Genomic DNA, 23,831 nt, shown 5'->3' with positions numbered 1-23,831 from the left:
GGCGGGATGGGCGGCGCAGCGCCGCCCCGCGGGAGGGGTGCGCCGATGAAACGTCTCATCCAAAAGGGCCTGATGTTCGGCAATCTCTTTGCGGTGGACAGCCCCGCTTTGGTGGCGCGCTACAACCGTGCGCTCAAAAAGCTGACGGGGCATGAGACCAAGCTGGAGGAGTTTTACGTCGATATTTCAGGCTATTCGCCGGAGGTGGGCGAGGAGCTTGGCGATCATCTCTATCTCAATCAAGGGGGCTGTAACCGGCAATTCATCCTGCTCTCGCCCGAGCAAAAGCGCGCGCCGCTGTTGGGGGCGAAATTTTCCACCTCGCGGGGGATTCTGCGCGGCTTTATCGACGCCAACGAGGCGCAGATTTTCGCGCTGACGGCGCGCGATGCGCTGGCGGGCGAGTTGATGAATTCGGTCTACCGCCTCGACAGCCCCGCGCGATTGTTCGATCTGCGCAAGATCACGGTCGAGGCCGATACCACCGAAGGCAGCCTTGCGGGGGTGGCGGCTTTGGCGGCGCGCGTGGACCGCTTTATGGCGCAGGAAAACGCGTGGTATGACGAGGCGCTGATCGGCGAGATGATCGATCTGTCGCGTCAAGCGGGCGATTTTGCGCGGGTGCCGGTGCAGCTAAAGCATACCGAATTCGAGCAGGGTGATTTTTGGACCGCGCATTTTGGCGGGCTTTATGTGCTGCGCGATCTGACCCAGCCTGCGGTGATCGCGCCGGAGGCTGATGATCTTGGCCCTGTGCCGGTGGAGCGGGTGATCGACATCACCGACCGCAATGCGATTGCGCGCTATCTGGCGGATAACGGATTGGTCGAACCGATCGTCAAGGCGCGCGGCGTGGATGCGGCGGCGATCTTGCGCCAGAAGATGGAATTCATTGCCGTGGATGCGGTGGCGGGGCAAGACGGCGTGGAAATCGGCAATGATGCCAATGTCTTGCACCGGCTTGCGCGGCGCTACGGCGAGGCCCTGCCCGAGGCCTTCTATGGTTTGGAGGCGATGCTGCGCTGGGCGACAGGGGCGGGCAAATGGCCCAATATCACCTCCGAGCATCCGGCCTATTTCTATACGCTGCGCGCCGCCGATGTGCCGCAGCGCGATTTGATCAACATGCTCTTGGCGCAATTGGCGCCCAAGGATATCCGGCAATTGTTCATTTGCCATAAGGACCTGTTTTACAAGCTTTATGCGGGCTGGCCGGAGGCCAAGAAAGCCTATGTGGCGGACTATCTGCAGCGCGCCTATCAGGCCGATAAGGCGGGCGCGCGCGCGGCGCTTTTTGCCCATGACGCGCCGATGGATGACAGCGGCCCGCCCCCGCGCGAGGACCTTGTGACGCGGGTCGGCCCATGGGGCGCCGTGGCCGCCGCGCGCGCCAGACGCGCGGTGCGCGGCGCATCGGGGCCGTGGGACAAGGTGGGGGACAAGACAGGGGACAAGACGGGGGACAAGCCCGAAAAATGGGGTAAAAAGAGCGGCAAGTCGAAATCGAAATCCAGATCCAAGGAGAAGCGGCGATGATGGGATTTGCGCGGCTGGCGCTTTTGGGCGCCATCGGATTGACGGCGATCTATTTCATCGTCTCGCTTTATTCGCGCTCTGTGCGGCGCGAGAAACTGGAGAAACGCTGGGACGCGGCGCATGAAAACGCGCCCTTGGGGGCTGACGATCCGGCGCGCAGGGCCTATATCGAAGAGGGCATGGCGGCCTATGAGGGGTCGCTGCGCAAAAAATTGATCTGGTTGATCTTTGTGCTGCCGGTCTTGGCGGTGATCGTCTTGATCTATTTGAATAATTTTTCCTGAGGCTGGATATGCTGTATTATATGAAATGGATCTTCTACGCGGTTCTGGCGCTGATCACCTTTGCGTTCTTTCACTATGTCCTGCCGCAACATGACATCGTGCGGGTGACCGCGACCGAGGTGATCCGCACCGATTTCACCGGCTTTAACCGCCGCTTTTACGCCCAAGCGGACAGCGGCAATGTCGATGGCACCACCCGCGATATCCGGCTGATCAACACGGTGCGCCCGAACGGCAAGGTGATGGTCTATCGCAATGAGGACACCGGATGGATCTGGCCGCCCTATTTCAAGTTCGACAGCTCGAACCTGCAGGCCGAGGCGGGGGATGAAATTTCGACCAAGAGCAATCCGACATGGGTCAAGATCACCCATTACGGCTGGCGCAACGAGTTTTTCTCGATCTATCCCAATGCGGTGGCGGTCAAACCCGTGGCAGGCCCCGATGTCGGCACCGGATGGCCGTGGTTCAACACGATTTTCCTTGCGGTGCTTTTGGTGCTTTTGCTGATGGTGCGGCGCATCTGGCTGCAGTTTCGCGAGCGTTCGATCGACCCTTTGCTTGAGGATGTCGAGGACGGATGGGAAGCGGCGGGCGATAATATTGCCCAAAAACGCGGGCGGTTTTCGCGCTGGCTCTCGACGTGGCGCGGCAAATAGCGCGCCCGCGCCGCAGTAAAATCGAAGTGTAAAATCGAAGGGCAGACTCAGGATGTCAAAAACGGCGCTGCGGGGATCCGCGCAGCGCCGTTTTTTGTTTGCCTTTGCCGATGGCCTGCGCCCCAGAGGGCTAGCCAAAGACGCGGGTGAGCGCGGCGTCGACCGCGCCGGTGATGGCGTCGATGTCTTGCTCGGTCGCGATCAGCGCGGGCGAGAAGCACAGCGTGTTGTTATAGCCAGGCACCGAGCGGTTGGTCGCGCCGATGATCACGCCCTGCGCCCCGCATTCGGCGACGACTTTGGCGGCGAGCTTTTCATCGACGGGGGTTTTGGCGGTGCGGTCGCTGACCAATTCGGCGCCGCAGAACAATCCCGCGCCGCGCACATCGCCGATCACCTCGTGTTTTTCGGCCAGCGCCGAAAGGTTGCCCATCAGGCGCGCGCCCATCGCGGTGGTGTTGTCGAGCAGGCCCTCCTCTTCGATGATATCCATATTGACCAAAGCCGCCGTCGGCCCCGCCGTGCAGCCGCCAAAGGTCGAGATATCGCGGAAGTAATCGAGCGGATCGTCGGGCTGCGCCTTGAACATGTCAAACACCTCTTCGGTGGTGACAAGGCAGGCGATGGCGGCATAGCCCGAGGCCACGCCCTTGGCCATGGTGACGAAATCCGGCTCGATCCCGTAGTGTTGATAGCCGAACCATGTGCCCGTGCGCCCGACGCCGCAGACCACTTCGTCGATATGCAAAAGGATGTCGTATTTGCGGCAAATCTCCTGCACGCGCGCCCAATAGCCTTCGGGCGGGACGATGACGCCGCCGCCTGCGGTGACCGGCTCAAGGCAAAGCGCGCCAACGGTTTCGGGCCCTTCGCGCAAGATCACCGCCTCGATCGCATCGGCGGCGGCGCGGCCGTAATCGGCGCCCGACAGATGGCCGAGGTCTTGGTCCTCCTTGTGATACTCAAGGCAATGGGGGACTTCGACAAACCCCGGGGCAAAGGGGCCGTATTGGGCGTTGCGCTCTTGTTGCCCGCCCGCCGACAGGCAACCGATGGTCGTGCCGTGATAGTCGCGCGCGCGGTAGAGGATTTTATGCTTGGTGCCGCCGTATTTCTTATGGGCGATCTGGCGGACCATTTTAAAGGCCTTCTCATTGGCCTCCGAGCCCGAATTGCAATAATACATCCGGCTCATCCCCGGCATTTTGGTGAGCAGCTTTTCGGCAAACAGCGCGCCAGGGATCGATCCGGCGGCACCGGCGAAATAGTTCAGCTGCACCAATTGGTCGCGCACCGCATCGGCGATGCGTTCGCGCCCGTAGCCGACATTGACGGTCCAGACGCCGCCCGACACCGCATCGAGGTATTCCTTGCCGTTCTGGTCCCAAACGCGCATGCCGCGCCCTTCGGTGATGATGCGCGGCGCGCCGGTTTCAAAAGGTTTATGTTGGGTCAGGTGATGCCAGACGTGGGCGCGGTCGGCCGAGACGATTTTTTCGATGTCATTGCCATGCAGGGTGCTGTCCATGAAGCGGCTCCGTAGAATGCGAGGTGAGAGAGGGCGCGCGGGGCGCGATTTGGGGTAGACCCTGCGCCCAAATATCCGCTTTGGCAAGCTGGGGAAATACGGGGGGGCGGGGCGGGCTTTGCTGCAATTTCGCCGCACCTTTGGGGGTTTATGCGCGCGCGCGGCTGCGGGCGGTGGCGCGGCGCGGGCGCTTTGGCTAGGGTCAGGGTAACTGCCTTGCCCGATTTGGACCCGATACGCATGCCCCGATTCTCCTCGCCGTTCCATGCTGCAACTCTGGCCGCCGCGGTCTGCGCCGCGCTGTTTGCCGCCCCTCTTCGGGCCGGTAGCGAGGCGGATGTGCCCGCCGATGGCGAGGTTGCGCCGCAGGCCGCCGGCGTCGAGGGCGATATCGCCAAGGGCGGGTTTTTCAAAATCGGCTATGGGCGTTTGGTGACCAATGATCTGCTTGGCGACGGGCAGGACCGCTGGCGCACCGGATCGGTCGCCTCAAGCCGCATCTATGCGCGCGCGCCTTGGGCGGGGGCCTTGCCCTCGCAGATGGGCGAGGTGATCGAATTGCGCTTTTCCGGCGAGATCATGGCCCCCGACAATTTGAGCAGCCCCGCCGCAGGGGATCGGCCCTTTGCGGGGGCGCTGTCTTTGGGGGCGCATACGCATTTTGCGCGCGGCCAGACCGAATTTGCCCTTGGCGCCGATCTGGTGGTGACGGGCAAACAGACGGGGCTGGACGGGTTTCAAACCGGCCTGCACGATCTTTTGGGACGCGGCGCGGCCTCGGCGGCGGTGCGCGATGCGCAGATCGGCGACGGCATCCATCCGACATTGGTGTTCGAGGCGGGGCGCGATCTGAGCCTTGGCGGCGCGCAATTGCGCCCCTTTGTCGAGGCGCGCGCGGGGGCCGAGACCTTGCTGCGCGTGGGCGCGGATATGACCATCGGATCGGTGGGCATGGGCGAATTGCTGGTGCGCGATCCGGTCAGTGGCCAACGCTACCGCACCACCGAGAACGGCGAGACCGGCTATAGCTTTGTCCTCGGGGCCGATATGGCCGCCGTCGACAGCAGCATTTTCCTGCCCGAAAGCCGCGGCTATGCGCTCAGCGATGCGCGCTCGCGTGCCCGCTTTGGCGTGCATTGGCAAGGCGAAAGCAGCAGCGTGTTTTACGGGCTGACCTATCTGGGCGAGGAATTCGTCGGGCAGGGCGAGGGGCAGGTTCTCGGCTCGCTGCGGCTCAACCTCGACTTTTGATTTTCTGCCACAGTTGCAACTCTTCGCATCTTTGACGTGAAGACAAGGGTTTGCAGGGGCAATTGTCTCTGTTAACGATTGCTTAATAAAAAATAAAAACGAGGCAGTAGACAGGTATGAAAACGGGCTTTCGAGGCACGTTCGTCATCTCCTTGTCGCAGACGGAAGTCGACGGTTTATCCGCCCCGCCCCTTCAGGCGTTGAACGTGGGCGCGGCGTGGTCTTGGCACGGGGACGCTGTGCGGGTGGACGGACCAAACGATGTGATGCGGCTTGAACAGGCGGATGGCGAAGCAGATCTTCGCAAACGCGCGGCGCGTATGGTGCGCCGCCTCGTGGGCAGCGCCGTGGCGCGCAGTGCCCCGATGGGCGAGGCCGATTACGCCGCCCCCCTTGCAGACAGCAGTTTCGTGGTCACCGACGGGGCAAAAACCTATACGGTGACCTTGATCGAGGTCGGCGGCGGTGCGGCGCCTTTGCTCATGTTTCTCAATGAATTGCCCCCCAAGGGCGTCGATCTTTGGGTGGTGCATCACACGCTGGATATCGCCGCGCAGCAAAGCGCATCGGCGGGTGACGGCGGGGTGATTTGCTTTACCCCTGGCACGATGATCCGCTGCGAGGACGGGCTGCGCGCGGTCGAAGAGCTGCGCGAGGGCGACAAGGTTTTGACCAAGGACAGCGGCGCGCAGGAAATCCAATGGACCGGATCGCGCCGGATGAGCGGCGCGCGGCTCTTTGCGATGCCCAAGCTGCGCCCGATCCGGATCCGCACCGGCGCTTTGGGCGTCGAGCGCCCCGATGCCGAGCTTTTGGTCTCGCCCGAGCACCGGATGTTGATCAAGGGCGACGAGGCGCGGGCGCTGTTCAACACCTCCGAAGTGTTGGTCGCGGCGCGTGATCTGGTCAACGGGTCCAATATCGTGGTGGATTTGAAGGTGCGTCAGGTGACCTATGTGCATCTGCTGCTGCCCTCGCATCAGATCGTTTGGGCCAATGGGGTCGAAACCGAAAGCTTCCATCCGGCCAATGCGGCGCTGGGCACGCTGAGCCCTGACGACCGTCGGCGTTTGCTCGAACATCTGCCGCAGCTGGAGCAAGATGCGCAAAGCTACGGCGATTTTGCGCGCCGCAACCTGAGCGCCTCCGAGGCGGCGATTATGGGGCATGACGCGGCCTGATTTACCCTGTGCTGCGCGGGCCGCCGCATTGAGGCGCGGGAATCTGTTGACACGCCCTCGCGCGGCTGTATAAGCGCGCTTTCATTGGTGTTGGTGGCCCCCGCAAGGGGATGCCTGTCGGGCTTCGGCCAGAGGACAACGCCCTTTCCATCCGCCGCATTTTGCAGCGGGTCCAAACCGAAAGGATATCAGCCGTGACCAAACGCACGTCTGCCAAGTATAAAATCGATCGCCGCATGGGCGAAAACATCTGGGGCCGCGCAAAATCGCCGGTCAACCGCCGCGAATATGGCCCCGGTCAGCACGGCCAGCGCCGCAAGGGTAAATTGTCGGACTTCGGTCTGCAGCTGCGCGCCAAGCAAAAGCTCAAAGGGTATTACGGCGATCTGACCGAAAAGCAGTTCCGCCGCATCTACGGCGAAGCCGAGCGTGTCAAAGGCGACACCGGTGAGAACCTGATCGGTCTGCTCGAGCGCCGTCTCGACGCCGTTGTTTACCGCGCGAAATTCGTGGCCACCGTTTTTGCGGCGCGCCAGTTCGTGAACCACGGCCATGTGACCGTGAACGGCAAACGCGTCAACATCCCCTCCTACCGTGTGAAAGAGGGTGACGTGATCGAAGTGCGCGAGCGCTCCAAGCAGATCGCCGTTGTCATCGAGGCCACCCAATTGGCCGAGCGCGATGTGCCCGATTACATCGAAGCGGACCATTCGAAAATGAAAGCGACCTTCGTGCGCACTCCTGGTTTGGGGGATGTGCCCTATCCGGTGATGATGGAGCCGAACCTCGTGATCGAATTCTACGCGCAGAACTAAGCCTGCGCCGATCCAGTCGAGGAAGGGCCGCACCGAAAGGAGCGGCCCTTTTTCTTTGTGGCGGGCGGATTTTCTTTGCCCCGCGCCTATGCGTCCCGTTATGACGCGCATGTCTTTTCACGGGCCGATGCGGCCCGCAGCCCGCAGGAGCGCCCCATGACCTATCCCGTTTATGGCCGTATTGACGGCCCCGTTGTGATGATCGGCTTTGGATCGATCGGGCGCGGCACCTTGCCGTTGATCGAGCGGCATTTCGACTATGACGCGAAACAGATGTGCGTGATCGATCCGTCGGATGCGGGGGCGACGTTCTTGCGCCAACGCGGCATCCGCCACGAACAGGTGGCCCTGACGCCGGAGAATTACCGCGAGGTTCTGGGCGCGCTGTTCGCGGGCGGCAAAGGGTTTTGCGTGAACCTGAGCGTCGATACCTCCTCGCTCGATATCATGAAGCTGTGCCGCGAGATGGGGGTGCTTTATATCGATACGGTGGTGGAGCCTTGGGCGGGGTTCTATTTCGACACGGCCGAGAATGCCGAGCGCACCAATTACGCGCTGCGCCAGACGGTGCGCGACGAGAAAGCCGCCAATCCGGGCGGGACGACGGCGGTGTCGTGCTGCGGCGCCAATCCGGGGATGGTGAGCTGGTTCGTCAAGGAGGCATTGTTGCAACTGGCGCGCGATACGGGGGCCGATGCGCAGGTGCCGCAAGATCGCGCCGGATGGGCGGCGCTGATGCAGGGCCTCGGGGTCAAGGGCGTGCATATCGCCGAGCGCGACACCCAAGCGCGCCGCACCCCGCGCCCGCGCGGCGTCTTCGTGAACACGTGGTCGGTCGAAGGCTTCATCGCCGAGGGCTTCCAGCCTGCCGAATTGGGATGGGGCACCCATGAGACATGGATGCCCGAAACGGCGCATTCGCATGAGACCGGATGCCGTGCGGGGATCTGGTTCGAACGCCCGGGCGCGATCACGCGGGTGCATACGTGGTGCCCGACACCGGGGCCGCAGTTCGGCTATCTGGTGACCCATAACGAGGCGATCTCGATCTCGGATTACTACACTGTCGGCGCGCCCGAGGCACCGGCCTACCGGCCGACCTGCCACTATGCCTATCACCCCTGCGATGATGCGGTTTTGTCCTTGCATGAGATGTTCGGATCGGGCCGCCAGCAGCAGGTGCATCACATTCTGGCCGAGGATGAAATCGTCGAGGGCATCGATGAATTGGGCGTGCTGCTTTACGGGCACGCGAAAAACGCGCTGTGGTATGGATCGCGGCTCAGCAATGCCGAGGCGCGCGACCTGGCGCCCTATCAGAACGCCACGGGGCTACAGGTCACATCGGCGGTTCTGGCCGGTATGGTTTGGGCGCTCGAGAACCCGCAAGCGGGGATCGTGGAGGCCGACGAAATGGATCACGCGCGATGCCTTGAGGTGCAGCGGCCGTATCTTGGCCCTGTCGAGGCGCATTATACCGATTGGACGCCGTTGCAGGACCGTTGGGAGCATTTCCCCGAAGACATCGACGAAAGCGATCCGTGGCAGTTTCGCAATGTTCTGGCGACCTGAGGGCCTGAGGGCCTAAGCGCATGAGGGCGTACGGCGCAGCGCGCGGCGGGGACTGGCGGCGCTGCGGCGGGCCGCGTTTGTTTTGCGCCGCTCCGAGCCTGCGGCGGGGATATTTGAAGAGCCGGCAAAGCGGGCGGGTTTGCTGCGCCGTGATGGGGGCGAAATGCCGCGTAGGGCAACTATTGCGGGGTTCATTCTTCCCTTGGGGCGGATGCGCGGATAAGAGGTTTGCAGGAGAGATTAACGATGACGCAGATTACGCCGCAATCCGGCATTATGGAGATCGAGCTTTACCAATCGGGGGCCTCGAAAATCGAGGGTGTCGAGCAGGTGGTCAAGCTCAGCTCGAACGAAAATCCTTTTGGCGCCTCCGAGGCGGCGATCGAGGCATTTCGCCGCGCCTCTTATGATCTGCACCGCTATCCGAGCACCGATCATGCCGCCTTGCGCGGGGCGATCGGCGAGGTGCACGGGCTTGATCCGGAGCGGATTATCTGCGGCGTCGGCTCGGATGAGGTGATCCACTTTTTGTGCCAGTGCTATGCGGGCGCGGGCGATGAGGTGATCCACACCGAGCACGGGTTTTCGATGTATCGCATTTCGGCCTTGGCGGCGGGGGCGACGCCCGTGGAGGTGCCCGAGCGCGAGCGCGTGGTCGATGTGGATGCGATTTTGGCGGGCTGCACGGCGCGCACGCGGCTGGTGTTTATTGCCAATCCGGCCAATCCCACCGGCACGATGCTGAGCGAGGCGGAATTGACCCGTTTGGCCGACGGGGTGCCCGCGCATGCGATTTTGGTGATCGACAGCGCCTATGCGGAATATGCGCAGGACTATGACGGCGGCGCGGCTTTGGCCAGCGCGCGGCCCAATGTGGTGATGACGCGGACGTTTTCCAAGCTTTACGGGCTGGGCGGGCTGCGCGTCGGTTGGGGATACGGGCCGCGCGAGATCATCGATGTGCTCAACCGTATCCGCGGGCCGTTCAATTTGAGCCAGCCCGCTTTGGTGACCGCCGAGGCGGCGGTGCGTGATCGCGCCTATGCCGAGAAATGCCGCGCCGAGAACGCGCGGCTGCGCGGGTGGTTGGCCAAGGCTTTGGACGATGTCGGCGTGGCGTCCGATGCGTCTTCGGCCAATTTCATTCTGGCGCGGTTTCGCGACGCGGCGCAGGCCGAGGCCTGCAATGCGCATCTCAATGCGCAGGGGCTGATAGTGCGGGCGACCAAGGGCTATAAATTGCCTCACTGCCTGCGCATCACCATTGGCGATGAGGCGTCGTGCCGCCGCGTGGCCCATGCGGTCGGACAATTTATGGAGACACAGTCATGAGCGCGCCAGTCGCAGCGCCGGTTTACGGGCGGGTTGCATTGATCGGGCTGGGGCTGATTGCCTCCTCGATGTTCTGGGCGATCAAACGCGCCGGATTGGCGGGCGAGGTCACGGGCTATGCGCGCTCAAACGAGACGCGCGCCACGGCCCGCGAGATCGGCCTGTGCGACCGCGTCTGCGACAGCGCCGCCGAGGCGGTGCAGGGCGCCGATCTGGTGGTGCTTTGCGTGCCCGTGGGGGCGATGGGTGCGGTGGCGGAGGAAATCGCGCCGCATCTGAAGGCGGGCGCGACGGTGTCGGACGTGGGATCGGTCAAGGCGGCGGTGATCGCGGCCGTGGCGCCCCATATCCCCCAAGGCGTGCATTTCATCCCCGCGCACCCATTGGCAGGGACCGAGCACAGCGGGCCGACATCAGGTTTTGCCGAGCTTTTCGACAACCGCTGGAGCCTGATCGTGCCGGTCGCGGGCAGCGATGCGCAGGCGGTGGCGCGGCTGCGCGCGTTTTGGGAAGGGCTGGGTGCCAATGTCGGGGAAATGGACCCCGAGCATCACGATCTGGTGCTGGCGGTGACCAGCCACACGCCGCACCTGATTGCCTATACGATGGTGGGCGTGGCCGATGATCTGGGCCGCGTGACCGATAGCGAAGTGATCAAATATTCCGCCGCAGGTTTTCGCGATTTCACGCGGATTGCGGCCTCGGACCCGACGATGTGGCGCGATGTCTTCTTGAACAACAAAGAGGCGACGCTGGAGATTTTGGGTCGCTTCACCGAGGAGCTTTTTGCGCTGCAACGGGCGATCCGCACCGGCGATGGCGAGATGCTGCATGATTATTTCACCCGCACGCGGGCCATCCGCCGCGGTATTATCGAAGCTGGCCAAGACACGGACGCACCCGATTTCGGGCGCGCGAAAGCGGGCAAGTGAGGCTGCGCGCGGGGCTTGTCGCGGCGCTGGTGCTCAGCGCGGGCACGGGAGCGGCGCGCGCGCCCGAGGTCTCGCTGCGCCCCGTTGCGCGGGCCGGTAGCGAGATGGCCCCGTCGGTGCAGGCCGCACCTTTGGCCGCGCCGCAAAGCGCCCCGTCGCAGGCCCCCAGCCAGCCGCAAAGCCAGCCGCAAAGCCAAGCCGCCGCTCCCGAGACGACGAAAAAACGCTTTGGCCTGTTTCGCTCCTTGCGCCCCAATGCGCGCGGCAAGGATGTCGAGGCCACGGGGCGCAAGGCGCGGCAATTGGCCAAGAAAGGCGCGGTTTGCGGTGATCTTGCCATCCAGGGCGAGGCGGTGGGCCGCGTTGCGGGCAAGCTCAAAGGTTGCGGTGTGAGCGATGCGGTGCGGGTGCGCTCGGTTTCGGGCGTGGCGCTGAGCACGGCGTCGGTGATGGATTGCGGCACGGCGCGGGCGCTCAAATCATGGGTGGATCGTGGGATGAAACCGGCGGTTGGCGGCATCGGCGGCGGGGTGCGCTCGATCCGCGTCGCGGCGCATTATGCGTGCCGCACCCGCAACAGCCAGCGCGGCGCGAAAATATCCGAACACGGCAAGGGACGGGCGATTGATATCTCGGGCTTTACCTTGGTCAACGGGACACAGATCAGCGTGCTGCGCGATTGGGGACGCGGGCGCGAGGGGCGCGCCTTGCGCAAGATGCATGGCGCGGCGTGCGGCCCCTTCGGCACGGTTCTGGGGCCGGAGGCCAACAAATACCACCGCGACCATTTCCATTTCGACACCGCCCGATATCGCAGCGGCAGCTATTGCAGATAGCGCCTAGCGCAGCCGGATCACCGGCGCAGGCCCGATCGGAAGCGGGCCAAGGCGGATCAGGCCGCCTTTGAAATCCAATGGAATATCAAGGGTTTTGGGGTTGCCCGCCATCTGCGCGAGGGTCGAGAGCGCGCGCTCGGTGAGGTTCAAAACCGGTTCGGGCCAGGCGCCGGTTTGCCGCGCGAGGGTGATGATTTGCGGCCAGTTGCGCGCCTTGAGGGTGATGCGCCCCGTGGGAATGCCCGCCGCATCGACGCTCAGCGCCCCTGCCGCCGCCAGTTGCAACTCGCCCCATGTGGCCTCGGCCAAGCTCACGTCGATCTGCACCGGCTGCGGGCGCGCGCGTTCAATGGCGTAGCGGTCCCACGGCGCGTCAAATTCGATGCTCAGATCGGCGCGCAGATCGCCCAGAGCCTGCGGCAAACGCCCCTGCGGGTCGATCACGCGGCGCATCGGGGCGGAGGGCGAAATGCCCGCGCCGGTGACGCCAAATCGGTAGCGGCTCTCAAAGCCCGCCGCGCGCTCTACCGCGAGGTTGAGCGCGCCGATGTCCAAACTGCCGCCCTCTTCGCGGGTGCGGATCGCCAGATCCTCGCCCTCAAGCACCGCCTTTTCAATCGCCAGCGCGCTGGTGGGTGCGACACGGGCCGAGGCGCGCATGCGGGTGCTGTGGATGTCGAATTTGGCCAAGGGCGTGGCGAGGGTTTGATCGTTCGGCCAGACGGCGATGACGTGGTTGGGCCGGTAGCTGAGCGCGAAAAGCTGGAAAAACGGGGCCTGCCATGCCACCCCCGTGGCCGGATCGGCAAGGGCGATATCGGTGAAGGTGCTGTCGAAACGGTTGGGAAAGCCGCGCAGCGACAGATCGGAATATTCCGCGACCCAGCCTTCGGCGCGGCGCGTGTCGAACCACGCCTCCAGCCCGCCGCGCAGGGCGCGCGATCCGACAAACCAATAGCCCGACCACAAAACCGCCGCGACGATCACCAATCCGATTAGCTTGCGCATCCAAAATGCCCTCTTTTGCCCGCCTATGGCGCGTGTTTATAAGGGTGCGCGCGAAAGGACCAGCATCATGACACTTTGGGTATTCGGCTATGGCTCTTTGGTTTGGAACCCCGGTTTCGAGACCGAAGAAAGGGTGATCGCCTCCTTGCCCGATTATGCGCGCAGCTTTTGCATGCGTTCGATCCACCATCGCGGCACCGACGAAAACCCCGGCCTTGTTCTGGCGCTCGACCGCGCGCGGGGGGCGGCGTGTCACGGGGTGGCCTTTCGGGTGGCGGATGATCTGGCCGACGGGGTTCTGGCCTATCTGCGCGAGCGCGAATTGGTCTCCTCGGCCTATCTCGAAGAGGTTTTGGAGGTCGAGTTGCGCGGCGGCGGGCGGGCGCGCGCCGTGACCTATGTGGTGGACCGCGCCCATGAGCAATATTGCGGCGGGCTGGCGCTCGAAGAGCAGGCACAGATCATCGCCCGCGCCCACGGCGGGCGCGGCCCCAATAGCGAATATCTGTTCAACACGGCGGCGCATCTGGCCGAGCTGGGCCTTGCCGATGGTGATCTGGATTGGCTCAGCGCAAGGGTGCGCGCGTTGATGTGATCGCCTGCCCGCGCGCCGCGCGCTAATTCTCTTGGCGCGGGCGGGGTTTTGCGATTAAGCTTTGGTCAAAGAATTCCAGAGTTCAGGAGCCCTGCGCATGGCGCATCCGGACCGCGAGGCCGAAGTGCACTTTTCCCAACCTGTGCGCCAGATCATATCGATGCTCATCGTGCTCGCCCTGTGCGGCGCGGGGGTCTTCCTTGCCTTGCCGCGGGTTTTGCCGGTTTTCCAAGCCAACCCCTATCTCAACAGCTTCATCGTCTTTGTCTTTGTCATCGGTGTGGTGACCTGTTTCGTGCAGGTGGTGCAATTGGTCTCCTCGGTGCGCTGGATCGAAGCTTTTGCCCGCGATGCGGTGGAAAAGGAAGGGGTCAAGGCGCCGCGCCTTCTGGCGCCTTTGGCGGCCTTGCTGCGGGCGCGCTCCAAACGGATGCAAATCGCCGCGACGTCGACCGCCTCGATCCTCGACAGCGTCGCCACGCGGATCGATGAGGCCCGCGATGTCACGCGTTATATCGTCAACCTGTTGGTATTCCTTGGCCTTTTGGGCACGTTCTACGGGTTGGCGACGACGGTGCCGGCCTTGGTCGATACCATTCGCGGCCTCGCGCCGCAGGATGGCGAAACCGGTGTGGCGGTGTTCAACCGGTTGATGACCGGCCTTGAGGCCCAGCTTGGCGGCATGGGCGTGGCCTTTGCTTCCTCGCTTTTGGGTCTGTCCGGCTCGCTCACCGTGGGGCTCTTGGAGCTTTTCGCAGGCCATGGACAAAACCGCTTTTACCGCGAGTTGGAAGAATGGCTCTCGACCATCACCCGCGTCGGATTTGCAGCCGAAGGCGGCGACAGCGGCATCGAGAACGCAGTCGTGGCGGGGGTGCTCGACCATATGTCCGAGCAGATGGAAGGGTTGCAGGAGATCTATGTGCAATCGGACATCCGCCGCGCGCAGGTCGAGGAAAAGCTCGGCGCGCTGGCCGATGCGGTGGAGCGTTTGACCCTGCGCCTTGGCGATCAGAGCGCCGCGCATGAAAGCCATCTGGCGCTGGAGCGGATCGCCGAAGGGCAAGAGCGGGTGGTCGCCGCCGTCGAGCGCGCCGCGGGGGCGGGCGGCAGCGGCGCGATGGACGCCGAAGGATTTGACGCCGAAAGCCGCATGCGCCTGCGCTCGATCGACGTGCAGATGCTGCGGATTCTCGAAGAGATCAGCGCGGGCCGCCAAGAGACGATGAGCGAATTGCGCAATGATCTGGCCGCTTTGGGCCGCGCCTTGGGCCAAAGCCGCAGCAGCGGGCCGCGCAAAATGCGGCTGGCCACGGGCGATGCATCGCGCTCGGGCGACGAGACGGGCGAGGAGGGCTGACCCATGGCCCTATCGCGCCGCGCGGGCCGCGAGCCTGCGCCGATCTGGCCCGGATTTGTCGATGCGATGACGGGGCTTTTGCTGGTTCTGGTCTTTGTCTTGACGATCTTCATGGGGGTGCAATCGGTCCTGCGCGAAACCATCAGCGGCCAAGAAAGCCAGTTGGATGCGTTTTCCGACGAGGTCGCGGCCCTCTCGAAAGCGCTGGGGCTGGAGCAACAGCGCGCCGGTGATCTGGAGGCGCAATTGGGCGCGCTCACGGCGACGCTGACGCAGGTGCGCCGCGAGGCCGCAGAGCAAGAAACCGCACTGGCCGGTGCCCGCGCCAAGATCAGCGATTTCGAAGCGCAAGTCGCGGGGCTGTTGTTTGAGCGCGACCGGCTGAGCGCCGATCTGGCCGATGCGAGCGAGAGCGCCGAGAGTTTGCAATTGCGATTGACGGCGGCGCAGGCGGATCGCGACGATGCCTTGTTGATCGCCGATGAAAAGGCCGAAGCGGCGCGGCTCGCGGCGGCGCAGCGCGCGGCGCTGGAGGCTTTGGCCGCCGATCTCAAATCCGATCTGGCGCAAAACCAAGAGGCTCTGGCCGCCGCCACCTCCGAGTTGCAGGCCGAAGAGGCGGCGCGTTTGGCCGAGGCGGCGGCGGCGCAGGCGCTGCGCGCGCGGCTGGAGAATGCCGATGCGGAATTGACCGCCATGACGATGGCCTTGGAGACCCAACGCGCGAAGGCCGAGGAAACGCTGACGCTTCTGGCTGCCGCCGAGGCCGCGCGCGACCGGCTGGCCGCCGCGCAAGAGGCGCAGCTTTCGGAGGCGGACAAACGTGCGGGGCTCTTGGCGGCGGCCAATGCGGCCTTGTCGCAAGAGGAGGCAAAATCCGCCGAGGCGATGCGCCAGCAGGCTTTGCTCAACCAACAGGTCGCGGCCTTGCGCGGTCAATTGTCGAGCCTTCAGGCGCTTTTGGATGACGCAAAAGCGCGCGATGCCGCCGCGCAGGTGCAGTTGCAATCGCTCGGATCGGACCTCAATGCCGCATTGGCCCGCGTCGCCGCCGAAGAGCGCAAGCGCGCCGAATTGGAAGCGGCCGAGCGCAAGCGGCTGGAGGCGGAAACGCAGGATCTGGCCAAATACCGCTCGGAGTTTTTCGGCCGGATGCGCGAGGTTCTGGGCGCGCAGGAGGGGGTGAAAATCGTCGGGGACCGATTTGTGTTTTCCTCCGAAGTCCTCTTTCCGCCCGGTGCGGCGGAGCTTTCGGCGCAGGGCCAGCGCGAGATCGCCAAAGTGGCGCGCATCCTGCGCAATGTGGCGGGGGATATTCCGGCGGGCATCGATTGGGTGATCCGCGTGGACGGGCATACGGATAATGTGCCCTTGTCCGGCGAGGGCGAATTCGCCGACAATTGGGAATTGAGCCAAGCGCGGGCCTTGTCGGTGGTGCGCTATATGTCGGGCGATCTGGGCATTGCGCCGGAGCGGTTGTCGGCCAACGGCTTTGGCGAATTCCAACCGGTGAACCGTGCCAATACCCCTGCGGCGCGGGCGCAAAACCGGCGTATCGAATTGAAACTTACCGAGAAATAATGCGCGCGCCCTAGCGCAGGTCGGCGCGGATCTGCGTTTGGGCGATGATCTGGCCGCCGCGCAGCAAGCTGGCGCGGCCTTCGTAATCGCCCGCAGGCCATTGCGGCGCGCGCCGTTTTTTGCCGGTGGCGCGGAAAAACTGTGCCTGATCCTTGTCCAAAACCGCGTCATGGCGGATCAATTCGCCCTCGGGCCCCGTGATGGACAGGCGCATGATGTCGCCCGATTGCCCGCCAAACGCATAGGCCCAGAGCACAAAGGCGGGGGCATCGCGGGCGGGGGCTTCATCGGCGGTGCCGGCCTTGATGGCGTCAAAGCTGGGCACGAGGGGCGCGAAACCGGCGGCCAGAATGCCGCCCGCCGAATAGGGAATATCGCGGTCCCAAAGGGTGGTTTGCGAGGGCGCGCCGCAGGTGATCTGCCCGTCGGGGTCAAAGGGGTCGACCTGCGCGCCGTCCTTGCGCAGCGAGATGTGAAGATGCGGGAATTGTGTGCGCCCGCTCAGCCCGATTTCGCCCAAAGGCGTGCCGGCGGTGACGCGCTCTCCCTTGGTGACGGTGATCGAGCCGCGCTTCATATGGCAATATTGCGTGTCCCATCCGCCCGCGTGGCGGATCACCACGCCGTTGCCGCAATCCTTGCCCTCGATCTTGGCCTCGGTCTCGCGGGTGAGGATCGCATCCTCCATCCCGTCGCGCAGACCCAGCACCACACCGTCGGCCGCGGCCAGAACCCGCACGCCCGCCGCCATTTCGGCGCGGCTGCGCAGGCGGATGTCAGTGCCTTTGTGGCTGTCATAGGTGGCACTGCCGCAGGTGTAATCGGAGGCGCCGCTTGTGGGGTCGTCGTCGACGTAATGCTGGATAAAACAGGTCTCGCCGAGGGTGCAGTCGACGGGCCATGAAAGCGAAAAATCCTCCGCAGCGGCGGGCGCTGCGAAGGATAGGATCAGGGCGATATGCCGTGCAAGCCGCATCAATCGGCGGTGAGCAAGGGCGGCTTTTTGCTGGACGAAATGCGCGCCTTTTTCGGGCCTTCGGTCTTGAGGTCGATCTTGCCATCCTTGACACCGACCTTGACCACACCGCCTTTGGCCAGCTTGCCAAAGAGCAATTCCTCGGCCAGCGGCTTTTTGATGTGCTCTTGGATCACGCGGCCCAAGGGGCGCGCGCCCATCTTGCTGTCATAGCCCTTGTCGGCCAGCCATTCGGCGGCGGGGCGGGTCAGTTCGATGGTGACATTGCGGTCCATCAATTGCGCTTCGAGTTGCAGCACGAACTTCTCGACCACTTGCAAGATCGTGTCTTTGGGCAGCGGCGCGAAGGAGACCACCGCATCCAGACGGTTGCGGAATTCCGGCGTGAAGGTGCGTTCGATCGCGGCGGTATCCTCGCCCTCGCGGCGGTCGCGGTTGAAGCCGATGGCCTCTTTGGCCTGTTCGGTGGCGCCCGCGTTCGAGGTCATGATCAAGATCACATTGCGGAAATCCACGGTGCGGCCGTTGTGGTCGGTCAGCTTGCCGTTGTCCATTACCTGCAGCAAGATGTTATAGACATCGGGGTGGGCTTTTTCCATCTCGTCGAGCAGCAAGACGCAATGCGGATGTTCGTCCACACGGTCCGTGAGCATGCCGCCTTGGTCAAATCCGACATAGCCGGGAGGCGCGCCGATGAGGCGCGAGACCGCGTGTTTCTCCATATATTCGGACATGTCGAAACGCAAAAGTTCGACCCCGAGAGTATCGGCCAATTGCTTGGCCACCTCGGTTTTGCCGACGCCGGTGGGACCGGCGAAGAGATAGTTGCCGATGGGTTTTTCCGGCTCGCGCAGGCCCGCGCGGGCCAGTTTGATCGCCGAAGACAGGGCCTCGATCGCCGCATCTTGGCCAAAGACCACGCGTTTGAGCGATTTCTCCAGATCCTTGAGCACCTCGGCATCGTCCTTGGAGACGTTCTTTGGCGGGATGCGGGCGATTTTGGCGACCACGGCTTCGATCTCTTTGACGCCTATGGTCTTGCGCCGTTTGCTTTCGGTCACCAGCCGCTGCGCCGCGCCAGCCTCGTCGATCACGTCGATGGCTTTGTCGGGCAGTTTGCGGTCGTTGATATAGCGCGAGGCCAGTTCGACCGCCGATTTGATCGCATCATTGGTGAATTTCACCGCGTGATGCTCTTCGAAATAGGGCTGCAGGCCGCGCAGGATTTTGACCGTATCCTCGACGCTCGGCTCGCTCACGTCAATTTTCTGGAACCGGCGGCTCAGGGCGCGGTCCTTCTCGAAGTGCTGGCGGAACTCTTTGTAGGTGGTCGAGCCCATGCAGCGCAGCTTGCCGCCCTGCAAGGCGGGTTTGAGCAGGTTCGAGGCATCCATCGCGCCGCCGGAGGTGGCACCTGCGCCGATCACCGTGTGGATCTCGTCGATGAAGAGCACCGCATCGGGGTGGTCTTCAAGCTCGGTCACCACGGCTTTGAGACGCTCTTCGAAGTCGCCGCGATAGCGGGTGCCCGCCAAAAGCGCGCCCATATCGAGCGAGAAAATCGTGGTTTCGGAGAGAACCTCGGGGGTCTCGCCGTCGATGATTTTGCGTGCAAGCCCCTCGGCGATGGCGGTTTTACCAACGCCGGGATCACCGACCAAAAGCGGGTTGTTCTTGCGGCGGCGGCACAGCACCTGAATGCAGCGCTCGACCTCGCCGGAGCGGCCGATCAGCGGATCGACATCGCCTTGGCGGGCTTTTTCATTGAGATCGACGCAATATTTGCCAAGCGCGCTTTCCTTGGCCTCTTCGGCTTCGGTCGGGCCGTGCTCGTGCTCGGTCTCGGCACTGGCGCCGGAAATCGGGCGCGGTTCGCCGTAAGCGGGGTCTTTGGCGACGCCATGGGCGATATAATTGACCGCGTCGTAACGGGTCATGTCCTGCTCTTGCAAGAAATAGGCGGCGTTGCTTTCGCGTTCGGCAAAAATCGCGACCAAGACATTGGCGCCGGTGACCTCGGTGCGGCCGGAGCTTTGCACATGGATCGCGGCGCGTTGGATCACGCGTTGGAAGGCGGCGGTCGGCACGGATTCCGAGCCGTCGATATCGGTGACGAGATTGGCCAGATCCTCGTCGATGAATTCCACCAGCGTTCGTCGCAAATCGTCCACATCGACGCTACAGGCCTTCATGACCTTGGCCGCTTCGGGCTCGTCGAGGAGCGCGAGCAGCAGGTGCTCGAGCGTTGCAAATTCGTGGCTGCGGGCATTCGCAAGCGCCAGTGCGGCGTGGATTGCCTGTTCCAGTGTGTTCGAGAATGAAGGCACTTTGTGCTCCTTCTGATCTGGGTTGGGGCGATGTTGACACCAACCATGGCCTCATAGTCTTAAAGTTTGGTCGATTGCGGCCCCGCTTCAAGTGCTTTTTGTGATTTAACGATCACATTTCGTGTTTTGGGCTGTATTTGCCGTGATTATGCGCCCATCCATGGGGCGTTGCCGTAACGGCAAGGGCGCGCTCTGTGGGTTAACCATGCGGATCTGTCTGCGTGGCGGCGCATGCGCCCCGCCCCGCGCAATGGCGTATGAACCGCGTCGGAGCACCCGCTGCGCACGCCTGCATTCGGGCCGCGTATGAACATATAGGGGCGCGGCGCGCTGATACCACTAGATCGGGCTAGAATTTGTCCTTGCGCGCGCGCAATTCGGTAAAGACATCGACCGGAGCGGCGCCCTCCATACCCACGGCGCGGGCGAGACGCGCATCGCCCGCGCGCAAGAAGGGATTGGTCGCCAGTTCCAAGGACAAAGGCGCGGGCACGGTGGGTTGACCGGCGGCGCGGGCGGCGTCAATCGCGGTGCTGCGCGCCTGCAAATCGGCATTATCCGGATCGACGCTGAGCGCGAAGCGGGCGTTGGACTGGGTGTATTCATGGCCCGAATAGACCATGGTTTGAGCGGGCAGGGCGGCGAGTTTTTCCATGCTGGCATGCATCTGCGCGGGCGTGCCCTCAAAGAGGCGTCCGCAGCCCAAGGCCATCAGGCTGTCGGCAGAAAACAAAGCGGCGCTTTGCGGCAGGTAAAAGGCGATATGGCCAATCGTATGGCCGCTGACGTCAAAAATCTGCACCGGCTCGCCGCCGAAATCGAATGTCTCGCCCTCGGCCACGGCAAGGTCGAGATCGGGCAAGCGGTGCGCATCTGCGCGCGCGCCGACCACTTTGGCCCGATTGGTTTCGAGCAAGGGCGCCACCCCGTCGATATGGTCCCAATGGTGGTGGGTCAAAAAGATATGGCTCAGCCGCCAGCCGCGCGCCGCCAAAGCGCGCCGGATCGGGTCGGCATCGGGCACATCGACCACGGCCGTTTCGCCGCTTTGGGCATCATGGAGCAGATAGGCGTAATTGTCCGACAGGCAGGGAATTGTGATGATCTCAAGAGGCATGGCGTTTTATCTCCCTGTTGATATGCTTTGCGCAGATGGTGCGATGACCGTGACCGATCCGGAGCCTGCCTGCAATGCATCTTGATGTGCAAGACCTGCGCAACTTTTATTACCGTAGCCATCTTGGCCGTGCGGCGCAAAAGACCGTGCGCGACCAGATGCTCAAGCTGTGGCCCGAGGCCAAGGGGCAGACGGTGGCGGGCTTTGGTTTTGCGGTGCCGTTGTTGCGGCCCTATCTGGCCGATGCGCGCCGCGTTGTCGCCCTCATGCCCGCGCCGCAGGGGGTGATGCCGTGGCCTGCGGGCCTGCCCAATGTGTCGGTGCTGAGCGAAGAGACCCTATGGCCGCTTGAAACCGGACGGGTGGACAAGCTGGTGGTGCTGCACGGGCTGGAGACCTCCGAGCGGCCATCGGCGTTGCTCGAAGAATGCTGGCGCGTCTTGGGGCCAGGGGGGCGGGCGCTGTTTATCGTGCCGCATCGTGCGGGGCTTTGGTCGCGCTCGGATCGCACGCCTTTCGGCTTTGGTCGCCCCTATAGCCAAGGCCAGCTCGAGAGCGAATTGAAGCACCATAATTTCCTGCCCGAGCGGCATATCAGCACGCTTTACCAGCCGCCCTCGCACAAGCGGTTCTGGCGCAAGACCGCGCCGATGTGGGAACGCGCGGGCAGCAGCCTGTCGGTGATCCTGTCGGGGGGCGTGTTGATGGTCGAGGCGACCAAACGCGTGCATGCGCCCGCCGGGCCAGGGCTGCGCGAAGCGGTGCGCAAACCCTTGGGGGCCTTGGCGCCCGCGCCCAAGGTCAAGCCGGTTTAAACGCTGCGCCTGAGCGTCTGCGCCCTGTCGCTCGCCTGCGCCTTGTGAAACGGGTCCGGTTTGGGCGTGACGCTTGCGAGCCATGTTTGGCCGTCCCAGCCGCCGCTGCTCTGGCGCGGTGCCGCGGGCAAATCCGCAGGTGTTGGCGCGCCGCTCAAAGCAAAACGCGCGCCCCGAGAGAGGCGCGCGTTTGCAATTTCGCCGTTTGGATGATCAGGCCGCCGCTTCGGTCGCGGTGGTGTTGATCGGGAAGTTGAAGCTGCTGGTCAGCGTGCCGTTCACCGTGATCCCCACCGTGTCGTTGAAGGCGTCGGTGATATCCAGCCCGCCGCCCGAGGCGGACACGCCGGTTTTCACGCCCAGATCAATTTCGGCCAGAACCGTCGCGCCGCCAAAGTCGGCCATGAAGCCCTCCTCGGTCAGGCCCAGACCGGCCGCTTTCGACAAGAAATAGACCGTGCCGGTTTGCGTAAAGCTGACCGGATCGTCCGATGTGGCATCGGTGATCGTATCGGTCTCGACCACGGTGACTTGGAAGTAATCCACCGCCGTATTGGCCGCGAGGTTGACGGTGATCGTATCGGCCTCTTCGGAGAAGGCGACGGCAATCGGCGCTGTGCCCGCTTCGAGGTTGAGGGTGATCGCGTCGGTGCCGGTGCCCGGATCGATGGTCGCGCCGCAGGCGGCGGTGATCACATCGTCGCCCGCGCCGCCGTCGATGATGACATTGGCCGGACCGGCCACAATCGTATCATTGCCATCGCCCAGATCGGCGGTGCCGCCGATGCCTGCGGTCCATGTGACCGTGTCATTGCCCGCACCCGCATCAAGCAAGGTCGCTGCCGTGATGACCGCCGTATCATCCCCGTCGGTGAGGGTCTGCGGCGTCACAGGACCGGCGAAGGTTTCGGGCGCATCGGTGGCCAAGGCCTCTTCGGTGCTGGTGACAAAGCCGAGGTGGACCAGCGGATCGAAAGCCTGCGCATCGATATTGGTGAGGCGCAGGGTCAGGCTGCCGACCGTCTGCTCCGCGCCATTGGTGGCGGTCAACAGGACATCCAAGGTGTTGCCGGCTTCGTTGCTGACGGTGGACATCTCGGTGATCACCGACAACTCGCCGTCGATCTCGTCAAATGCGTCGATGAGAATGCGATCTTCCTCGGCGTTGAAATCGGTGATCTCGAAAACATTGCCCGCCAAGGAGGGCAGGCCTTGCTGCGCGTTCCAATCGGGCAGCGCGCCCTCCGATCCGGTCAGGCCGATCACAAAGGTATCGGCCCCTTCGCCGCCCGTGGCGGTCACACTCGCGCCGCTGTCGGTGGCGTTGCCTTGATAGGCAAGGATGTCGTCGCCGTCGCCGCCTTCCAACTCTGCGCCGCCCATGCCCAGCAAAGTATCGTCGCCCGCATTGCCAAGCGCCGTGCTGTTGCCATCGCCCGCGAGCAGGTCGTCGTCCAGACCGCCCTTGCCGACCGCCAGTTCGGACAGTTGCAAGATGTCGCTGCCTGCTTCGCCCTTGGCCAAGGCGGTGCCGCTGGCGATAAGGATATCGGAGCCTTCCTCGCCCTCGCCGAAGGCATCATCGGTCAAGGTCAGCGTATCGGAGGCGAAGCCCCCCGACACGGTGCTCTCGCCTGAACCGGTCATCACATCCGAGCCGGTGCCGCCGAGCGCCTCGCCCTGATCTGCGGCGCTGAGCGTATCGGCGCCTTCGCCGCCGACCACAATGCCGGTGCCGGAGGCGGACATGACATCGGCCCCGTCGCCGCCAAAGGCGATCTGGTCGTCTGCGGCGCTGAGCGTGTCCGAACCGGTCGTGCCGGTGATGGTCTCGATGCTTGCGGGGGTTTCCGGCGTTTCGGGCGTTTCTGGTGTCTCGGGGGTTTCGGGGGTGTCCGGATCGGTCTGTGTGTCGTCCGTTGACGTGTCTGCGAGATCATAGAGTATACCAACCGCGAGCGTTCCGACCAGCGCGTAAAAAATCGTTAAAATCATCTCGTACCCTTTTCTCTCGTTCCCAGTGACATGGTTAACGTCGTTAACGTTTTCGTATAACGGCGGGGAAAGTTAGTCAATTTTTTGGCGATTTTGGCCGCGCAAAGCGCAACAATCGCGTGCGTTTTGCG

General features: G+C 63.6%; 20 protein-coding genes. 14 read left to right on the top strand and 6 right to left on the bottom strand.

Features of this window, described 5'->3' with window-relative positions; translation table 11 throughout:
• Positions 1–45: 45 nt before the first annotated feature.
• From ABWV64_RS06510 to ABWV64_RS06500, 3 genes are read left to right on the top strand one after another with little or no spacing between them, the layout of a single operon-like run.
• Positions 46–1,536: a DUF6638 family protein gene (locus tag ABWV64_RS06510; protein ID WP_353343448.1), complete on the top strand. Its 1,491-nt coding sequence runs from the start codon at positions 46–48 to the stop codon at positions 1,534–1,536.
• Positions 1,533–1,820, top strand: a complete 288-nt coding sequence (locus tag ABWV64_RS06505; protein WP_353343447.1) for a hypothetical protein — start codon at positions 1,533–1,535, stop codon at positions 1,818–1,820. Before ABWV64_RS06510 ends, ABWV64_RS06505 begins: the two co-directional genes overlap by 4 nt.
• Before the next feature lie 8 nt (positions 1,821–1,828).
• Positions 1,829–2,479 carry a DUF1523 family protein gene (locus ABWV64_RS06500; RefSeq protein WP_353343446.1) on the top strand — a complete coding sequence of 217 codons (651 nt, stop codon included), beginning with the start codon at positions 1,829–1,831 and terminating at the stop codon, positions 2,477–2,479.
• 130 nt (positions 2,480–2,609) lie between these two features.
• On the opposite strand, the gene ABWV64_RS06495 is transcribed toward ABWV64_RS06500, so the two are convergent.
• Positions 2,610–4,007 carry an aminotransferase family protein gene (locus ABWV64_RS06495; RefSeq protein WP_353343445.1) on the bottom strand — a complete coding sequence of 466 codons (1,398 nt, stop codon included), beginning with the start codon at positions 4,005–4,007 and terminating at the stop codon, positions 2,610–2,612.
• 240 nt (positions 4,008–4,247) lie between these two features.
• On the opposite strand from ABWV64_RS06495, the gene ABWV64_RS06490 reads away from it, so the two are divergent.
• From ABWV64_RS06490 to ABWV64_RS06460, 7 genes are all read left to right on the top strand, one after another.
• Entirely contained in the window at positions 4,248–5,258 is a 1,011-nt protein-coding gene (locus ABWV64_RS06490; protein WP_353343444.1) for a lipid A-modifier LpxR family protein, read from the top strand.
• 116 nt (positions 5,259–5,374) lie between these two features.
• Complete coding sequence (locus tag ABWV64_RS06485) at positions 5,375–6,439, top strand: Hint domain-containing protein (RefSeq protein ID WP_353343443.1); 1,065 nt, start codon at positions 5,375–5,377, stop codon at positions 6,437–6,439.
• Between the two features lie 194 nt (positions 6,440–6,633).
• Positions 6,634–7,254 (top strand): 30S ribosomal protein S4, encoded by a 621-nt coding sequence (gene rpsD / locus ABWV64_RS06480; RefSeq protein WP_353343442.1) that lies wholly within the window; start codon positions 6,634–6,636, stop codon positions 7,252–7,254.
• A gap of 156 nt (positions 7,255–7,410) precedes the next feature.
• Positions 7,411–8,826: a homospermidine synthase gene (locus ABWV64_RS06475; protein ID WP_353343441.1), complete on the top strand. Its 1,416-nt coding sequence runs from the start codon at positions 7,411–7,413 to the stop codon at positions 8,824–8,826.
• A 246-nt stretch (positions 8,827–9,072) separates the two neighbouring features.
• Complete coding sequence (gene hisC / locus ABWV64_RS06470) at positions 9,073–10,158, top strand: histidinol-phosphate transaminase (protein WP_353343440.1); 1,086 nt, start codon at positions 9,073–9,075, stop codon at positions 10,156–10,158.
• Complete coding sequence (locus ABWV64_RS06465; RefSeq protein ID WP_353343439.1) at positions 10,155–11,090, top strand: prephenate/arogenate dehydrogenase family protein; 936 nt, start codon at positions 10,155–10,157, stop codon at positions 11,088–11,090. The genes hisC and ABWV64_RS06465 overlap by 4 nt, the downstream gene beginning before the upstream one ends.
• On the top strand, positions 11,087–11,926 hold the full coding sequence (locus ABWV64_RS06460; RefSeq protein ID WP_353343438.1) for an extensin-like domain-containing protein: 840 nt from the start codon (positions 11,087–11,089) through the stop codon (positions 11,924–11,926). The genes ABWV64_RS06465 and ABWV64_RS06460 overlap by 4 nt, the downstream gene beginning before the upstream one ends.
• Positions 11,927–11,929: 3 nt before the next feature.
• Here the strand turns inward: ABWV64_RS06460 and ABWV64_RS06455 are convergent, their stop codons facing one another.
• Positions 11,930–12,934: a DUF2125 domain-containing protein gene (locus ABWV64_RS06455; RefSeq protein WP_353343437.1), complete on the bottom strand. Its 1,005-nt coding sequence runs from the start codon at positions 12,932–12,934 to the stop codon at positions 11,930–11,932.
• 67 nt (positions 12,935–13,001) lie between these two features.
• On the opposite strand from ABWV64_RS06455, the gene ABWV64_RS06450 reads away from it, so the two are divergent.
• From ABWV64_RS06450 to ABWV64_RS06440, 3 genes are all read left to right on the top strand, one after another.
• A complete protein-coding gene (locus ABWV64_RS06450) occupies positions 13,002–13,529 on the top strand; it encodes a gamma-glutamylcyclotransferase (RefSeq protein WP_353343436.1) in 528 nt (175 codons plus the stop codon).
• A 97-nt stretch (positions 13,530–13,626) separates the two neighbouring features.
• A complete protein-coding gene (locus tag ABWV64_RS06445) occupies positions 13,627–14,889 on the top strand; it encodes a biopolymer transporter ExbB (protein WP_353343435.1) in 1,263 nt (420 codons plus the stop codon).
• Positions 14,890–14,892: 3 nt separating this feature from the next.
• The gene (locus tag ABWV64_RS06440; RefSeq protein ID WP_353343434.1) at positions 14,893–16,470 is read left to right on the top strand and encodes a peptidoglycan -binding protein; all 1,578 of its coding nucleotides are present in this window, start codon (positions 14,893–14,895) and stop codon (positions 16,468–16,470) included.
• Between the two features lie 10 nt (positions 16,471–16,480).
• Here the strand turns inward: ABWV64_RS06440 and ABWV64_RS06435 are convergent, their stop codons facing one another.
• From ABWV64_RS06435 to gloB, 3 genes are all read right to left on the bottom strand, one after another.
• Positions 16,481–17,446, bottom strand: a complete 966-nt coding sequence (locus ABWV64_RS06435; protein ID WP_353343433.1) for a M23 family metallopeptidase — start codon at positions 17,444–17,446, stop codon at positions 16,481–16,483.
• The gene (clpA, locus tag ABWV64_RS06430; protein WP_353343432.1) at positions 17,446–19,773 is read right to left on the bottom strand and encodes an ATP-dependent Clp protease ATP-binding subunit ClpA; all 2,328 of its coding nucleotides are present in this window, start codon (positions 19,771–19,773) and stop codon (positions 17,446–17,448) included. The genes ABWV64_RS06435 and clpA overlap by 1 nt, the downstream gene beginning before the upstream one ends.
• A gap of 349 nt (positions 19,774–20,122) precedes the next feature.
• Positions 20,123–20,890, bottom strand: coding sequence for a hydroxyacylglutathione hydrolase (gene gloB, locus ABWV64_RS06425; protein WP_353343431.1), 768 nt, complete (start codon positions 20,888–20,890; stop codon positions 20,123–20,125).
• Positions 20,891–20,964: 74 nt separating this feature from the next.
• On the opposite strand from gloB, the gene ABWV64_RS06420 reads away from it, so the two are divergent.
• Positions 20,965–21,705, top strand: a complete 741-nt coding sequence (locus ABWV64_RS06420; protein ID WP_353343430.1) for a class I SAM-dependent methyltransferase — start codon at positions 20,965–20,967, stop codon at positions 21,703–21,705.
• A gap of 213 nt (positions 21,706–21,918) precedes the next feature.
• On the opposite strand, the gene ABWV64_RS06415 is transcribed toward ABWV64_RS06420, so the two are convergent.
• Complete coding sequence (locus ABWV64_RS06415) at positions 21,919–23,700, bottom strand: hypothetical protein (RefSeq protein WP_353343429.1); 1,782 nt, start codon at positions 23,698–23,700, stop codon at positions 21,919–21,921.
• Between the last annotated feature and the right edge of the window lie 131 nt (positions 23,701–23,831).

Source organism: Litorivita sp. NS0012-18, assembly GCF_040371945.1.
In the GTDB taxonomy this organism is placed as follows: domain Bacteria; phylum Pseudomonadota; class Alphaproteobacteria; order Rhodobacterales; family Rhodobacteraceae; genus Litorivita.
Note: the sequence above shows the minus strand (reverse complement) of the source record. Positions and strands in the feature narration are given on the sequence as shown.

Excerpts from the sequence above, each read along its gene's own strand:
- ABWV64_RS06510 (WP_353343448.1), top strand. The coding sequence starts at position 46 with ATGAAACGTCTCATCCAAAAGGGCCTGATGTTCGGCAATCTCTTTGCG.
- ABWV64_RS06505 (WP_353343447.1), top strand. The coding sequence starts at position 1,533 with ATGATGGGATTTGCGCGGCTGGCGCTTTTGGGCGCCATCGGATTGACG.
- ABWV64_RS06500 (WP_353343446.1), top strand. The coding sequence starts at position 1,829 with ATGCTGTATTATATGAAATGGATCTTCTACGCGGTTCTGGCGCTGATC.
- ABWV64_RS06495 (WP_353343445.1), bottom strand. The coding sequence starts at position 4,007 with ATGGACAGCACCCTGCATGGCAATGACATCGAAAAAATCGTCTCGGCC.
- ABWV64_RS06490 (WP_353343444.1), top strand. The coding sequence starts at position 4,248 with ATGCCCCGATTCTCCTCGCCGTTCCATGCTGCAACTCTGGCCGCCGCG.
- ABWV64_RS06485 (WP_353343443.1), top strand. The coding sequence starts at position 5,375 with ATGAAAACGGGCTTTCGAGGCACGTTCGTCATCTCCTTGTCGCAGACG.
- ABWV64_RS06475 (WP_353343441.1), top strand. The coding sequence starts at position 7,411 with ATGACCTATCCCGTTTATGGCCGTATTGACGGCCCCGTTGTGATGATC.
- hisC (WP_353343440.1), top strand. The coding sequence starts at position 9,073 with ATGACGCAGATTACGCCGCAATCCGGCATTATGGAGATCGAGCTTTAC.
- ABWV64_RS06465 (WP_353343439.1), top strand. The coding sequence starts at position 10,155 with ATGAGCGCGCCAGTCGCAGCGCCGGTTTACGGGCGGGTTGCATTGATC.
- ABWV64_RS06455 (WP_353343437.1), bottom strand. The coding sequence starts at position 12,934 with ATGCGCAAGCTAATCGGATTGGTGATCGTCGCGGCGGTTTTGTGGTCG.
- ABWV64_RS06450 (WP_353343436.1), top strand. The coding sequence starts at position 13,002 with ATGACACTTTGGGTATTCGGCTATGGCTCTTTGGTTTGGAACCCCGGT.
- ABWV64_RS06445 (WP_353343435.1), top strand. The coding sequence starts at position 13,627 with ATGGCGCATCCGGACCGCGAGGCCGAAGTGCACTTTTCCCAACCTGTG.
- ABWV64_RS06440 (WP_353343434.1), top strand. The coding sequence starts at position 14,893 with ATGGCCCTATCGCGCCGCGCGGGCCGCGAGCCTGCGCCGATCTGGCCC.
- ABWV64_RS06435 (WP_353343433.1), bottom strand. The coding sequence starts at position 17,446 with ATGCGGCTTGCACGGCATATCGCCCTGATCCTATCCTTCGCAGCGCCC.
- gloB (WP_353343431.1), bottom strand. The coding sequence starts at position 20,890 with ATGCCTCTTGAGATCATCACAATTCCCTGCCTGTCGGACAATTACGCC.
- ABWV64_RS06420 (WP_353343430.1), top strand. The coding sequence starts at position 20,965 with ATGCATCTTGATGTGCAAGACCTGCGCAACTTTTATTACCGTAGCCAT.
- ABWV64_RS06415 (WP_353343429.1), bottom strand. The coding sequence starts at position 23,700 with ATGATTTTAACGATTTTTTACGCGCTGGTCGGAACGCTCGCGGTTGGT.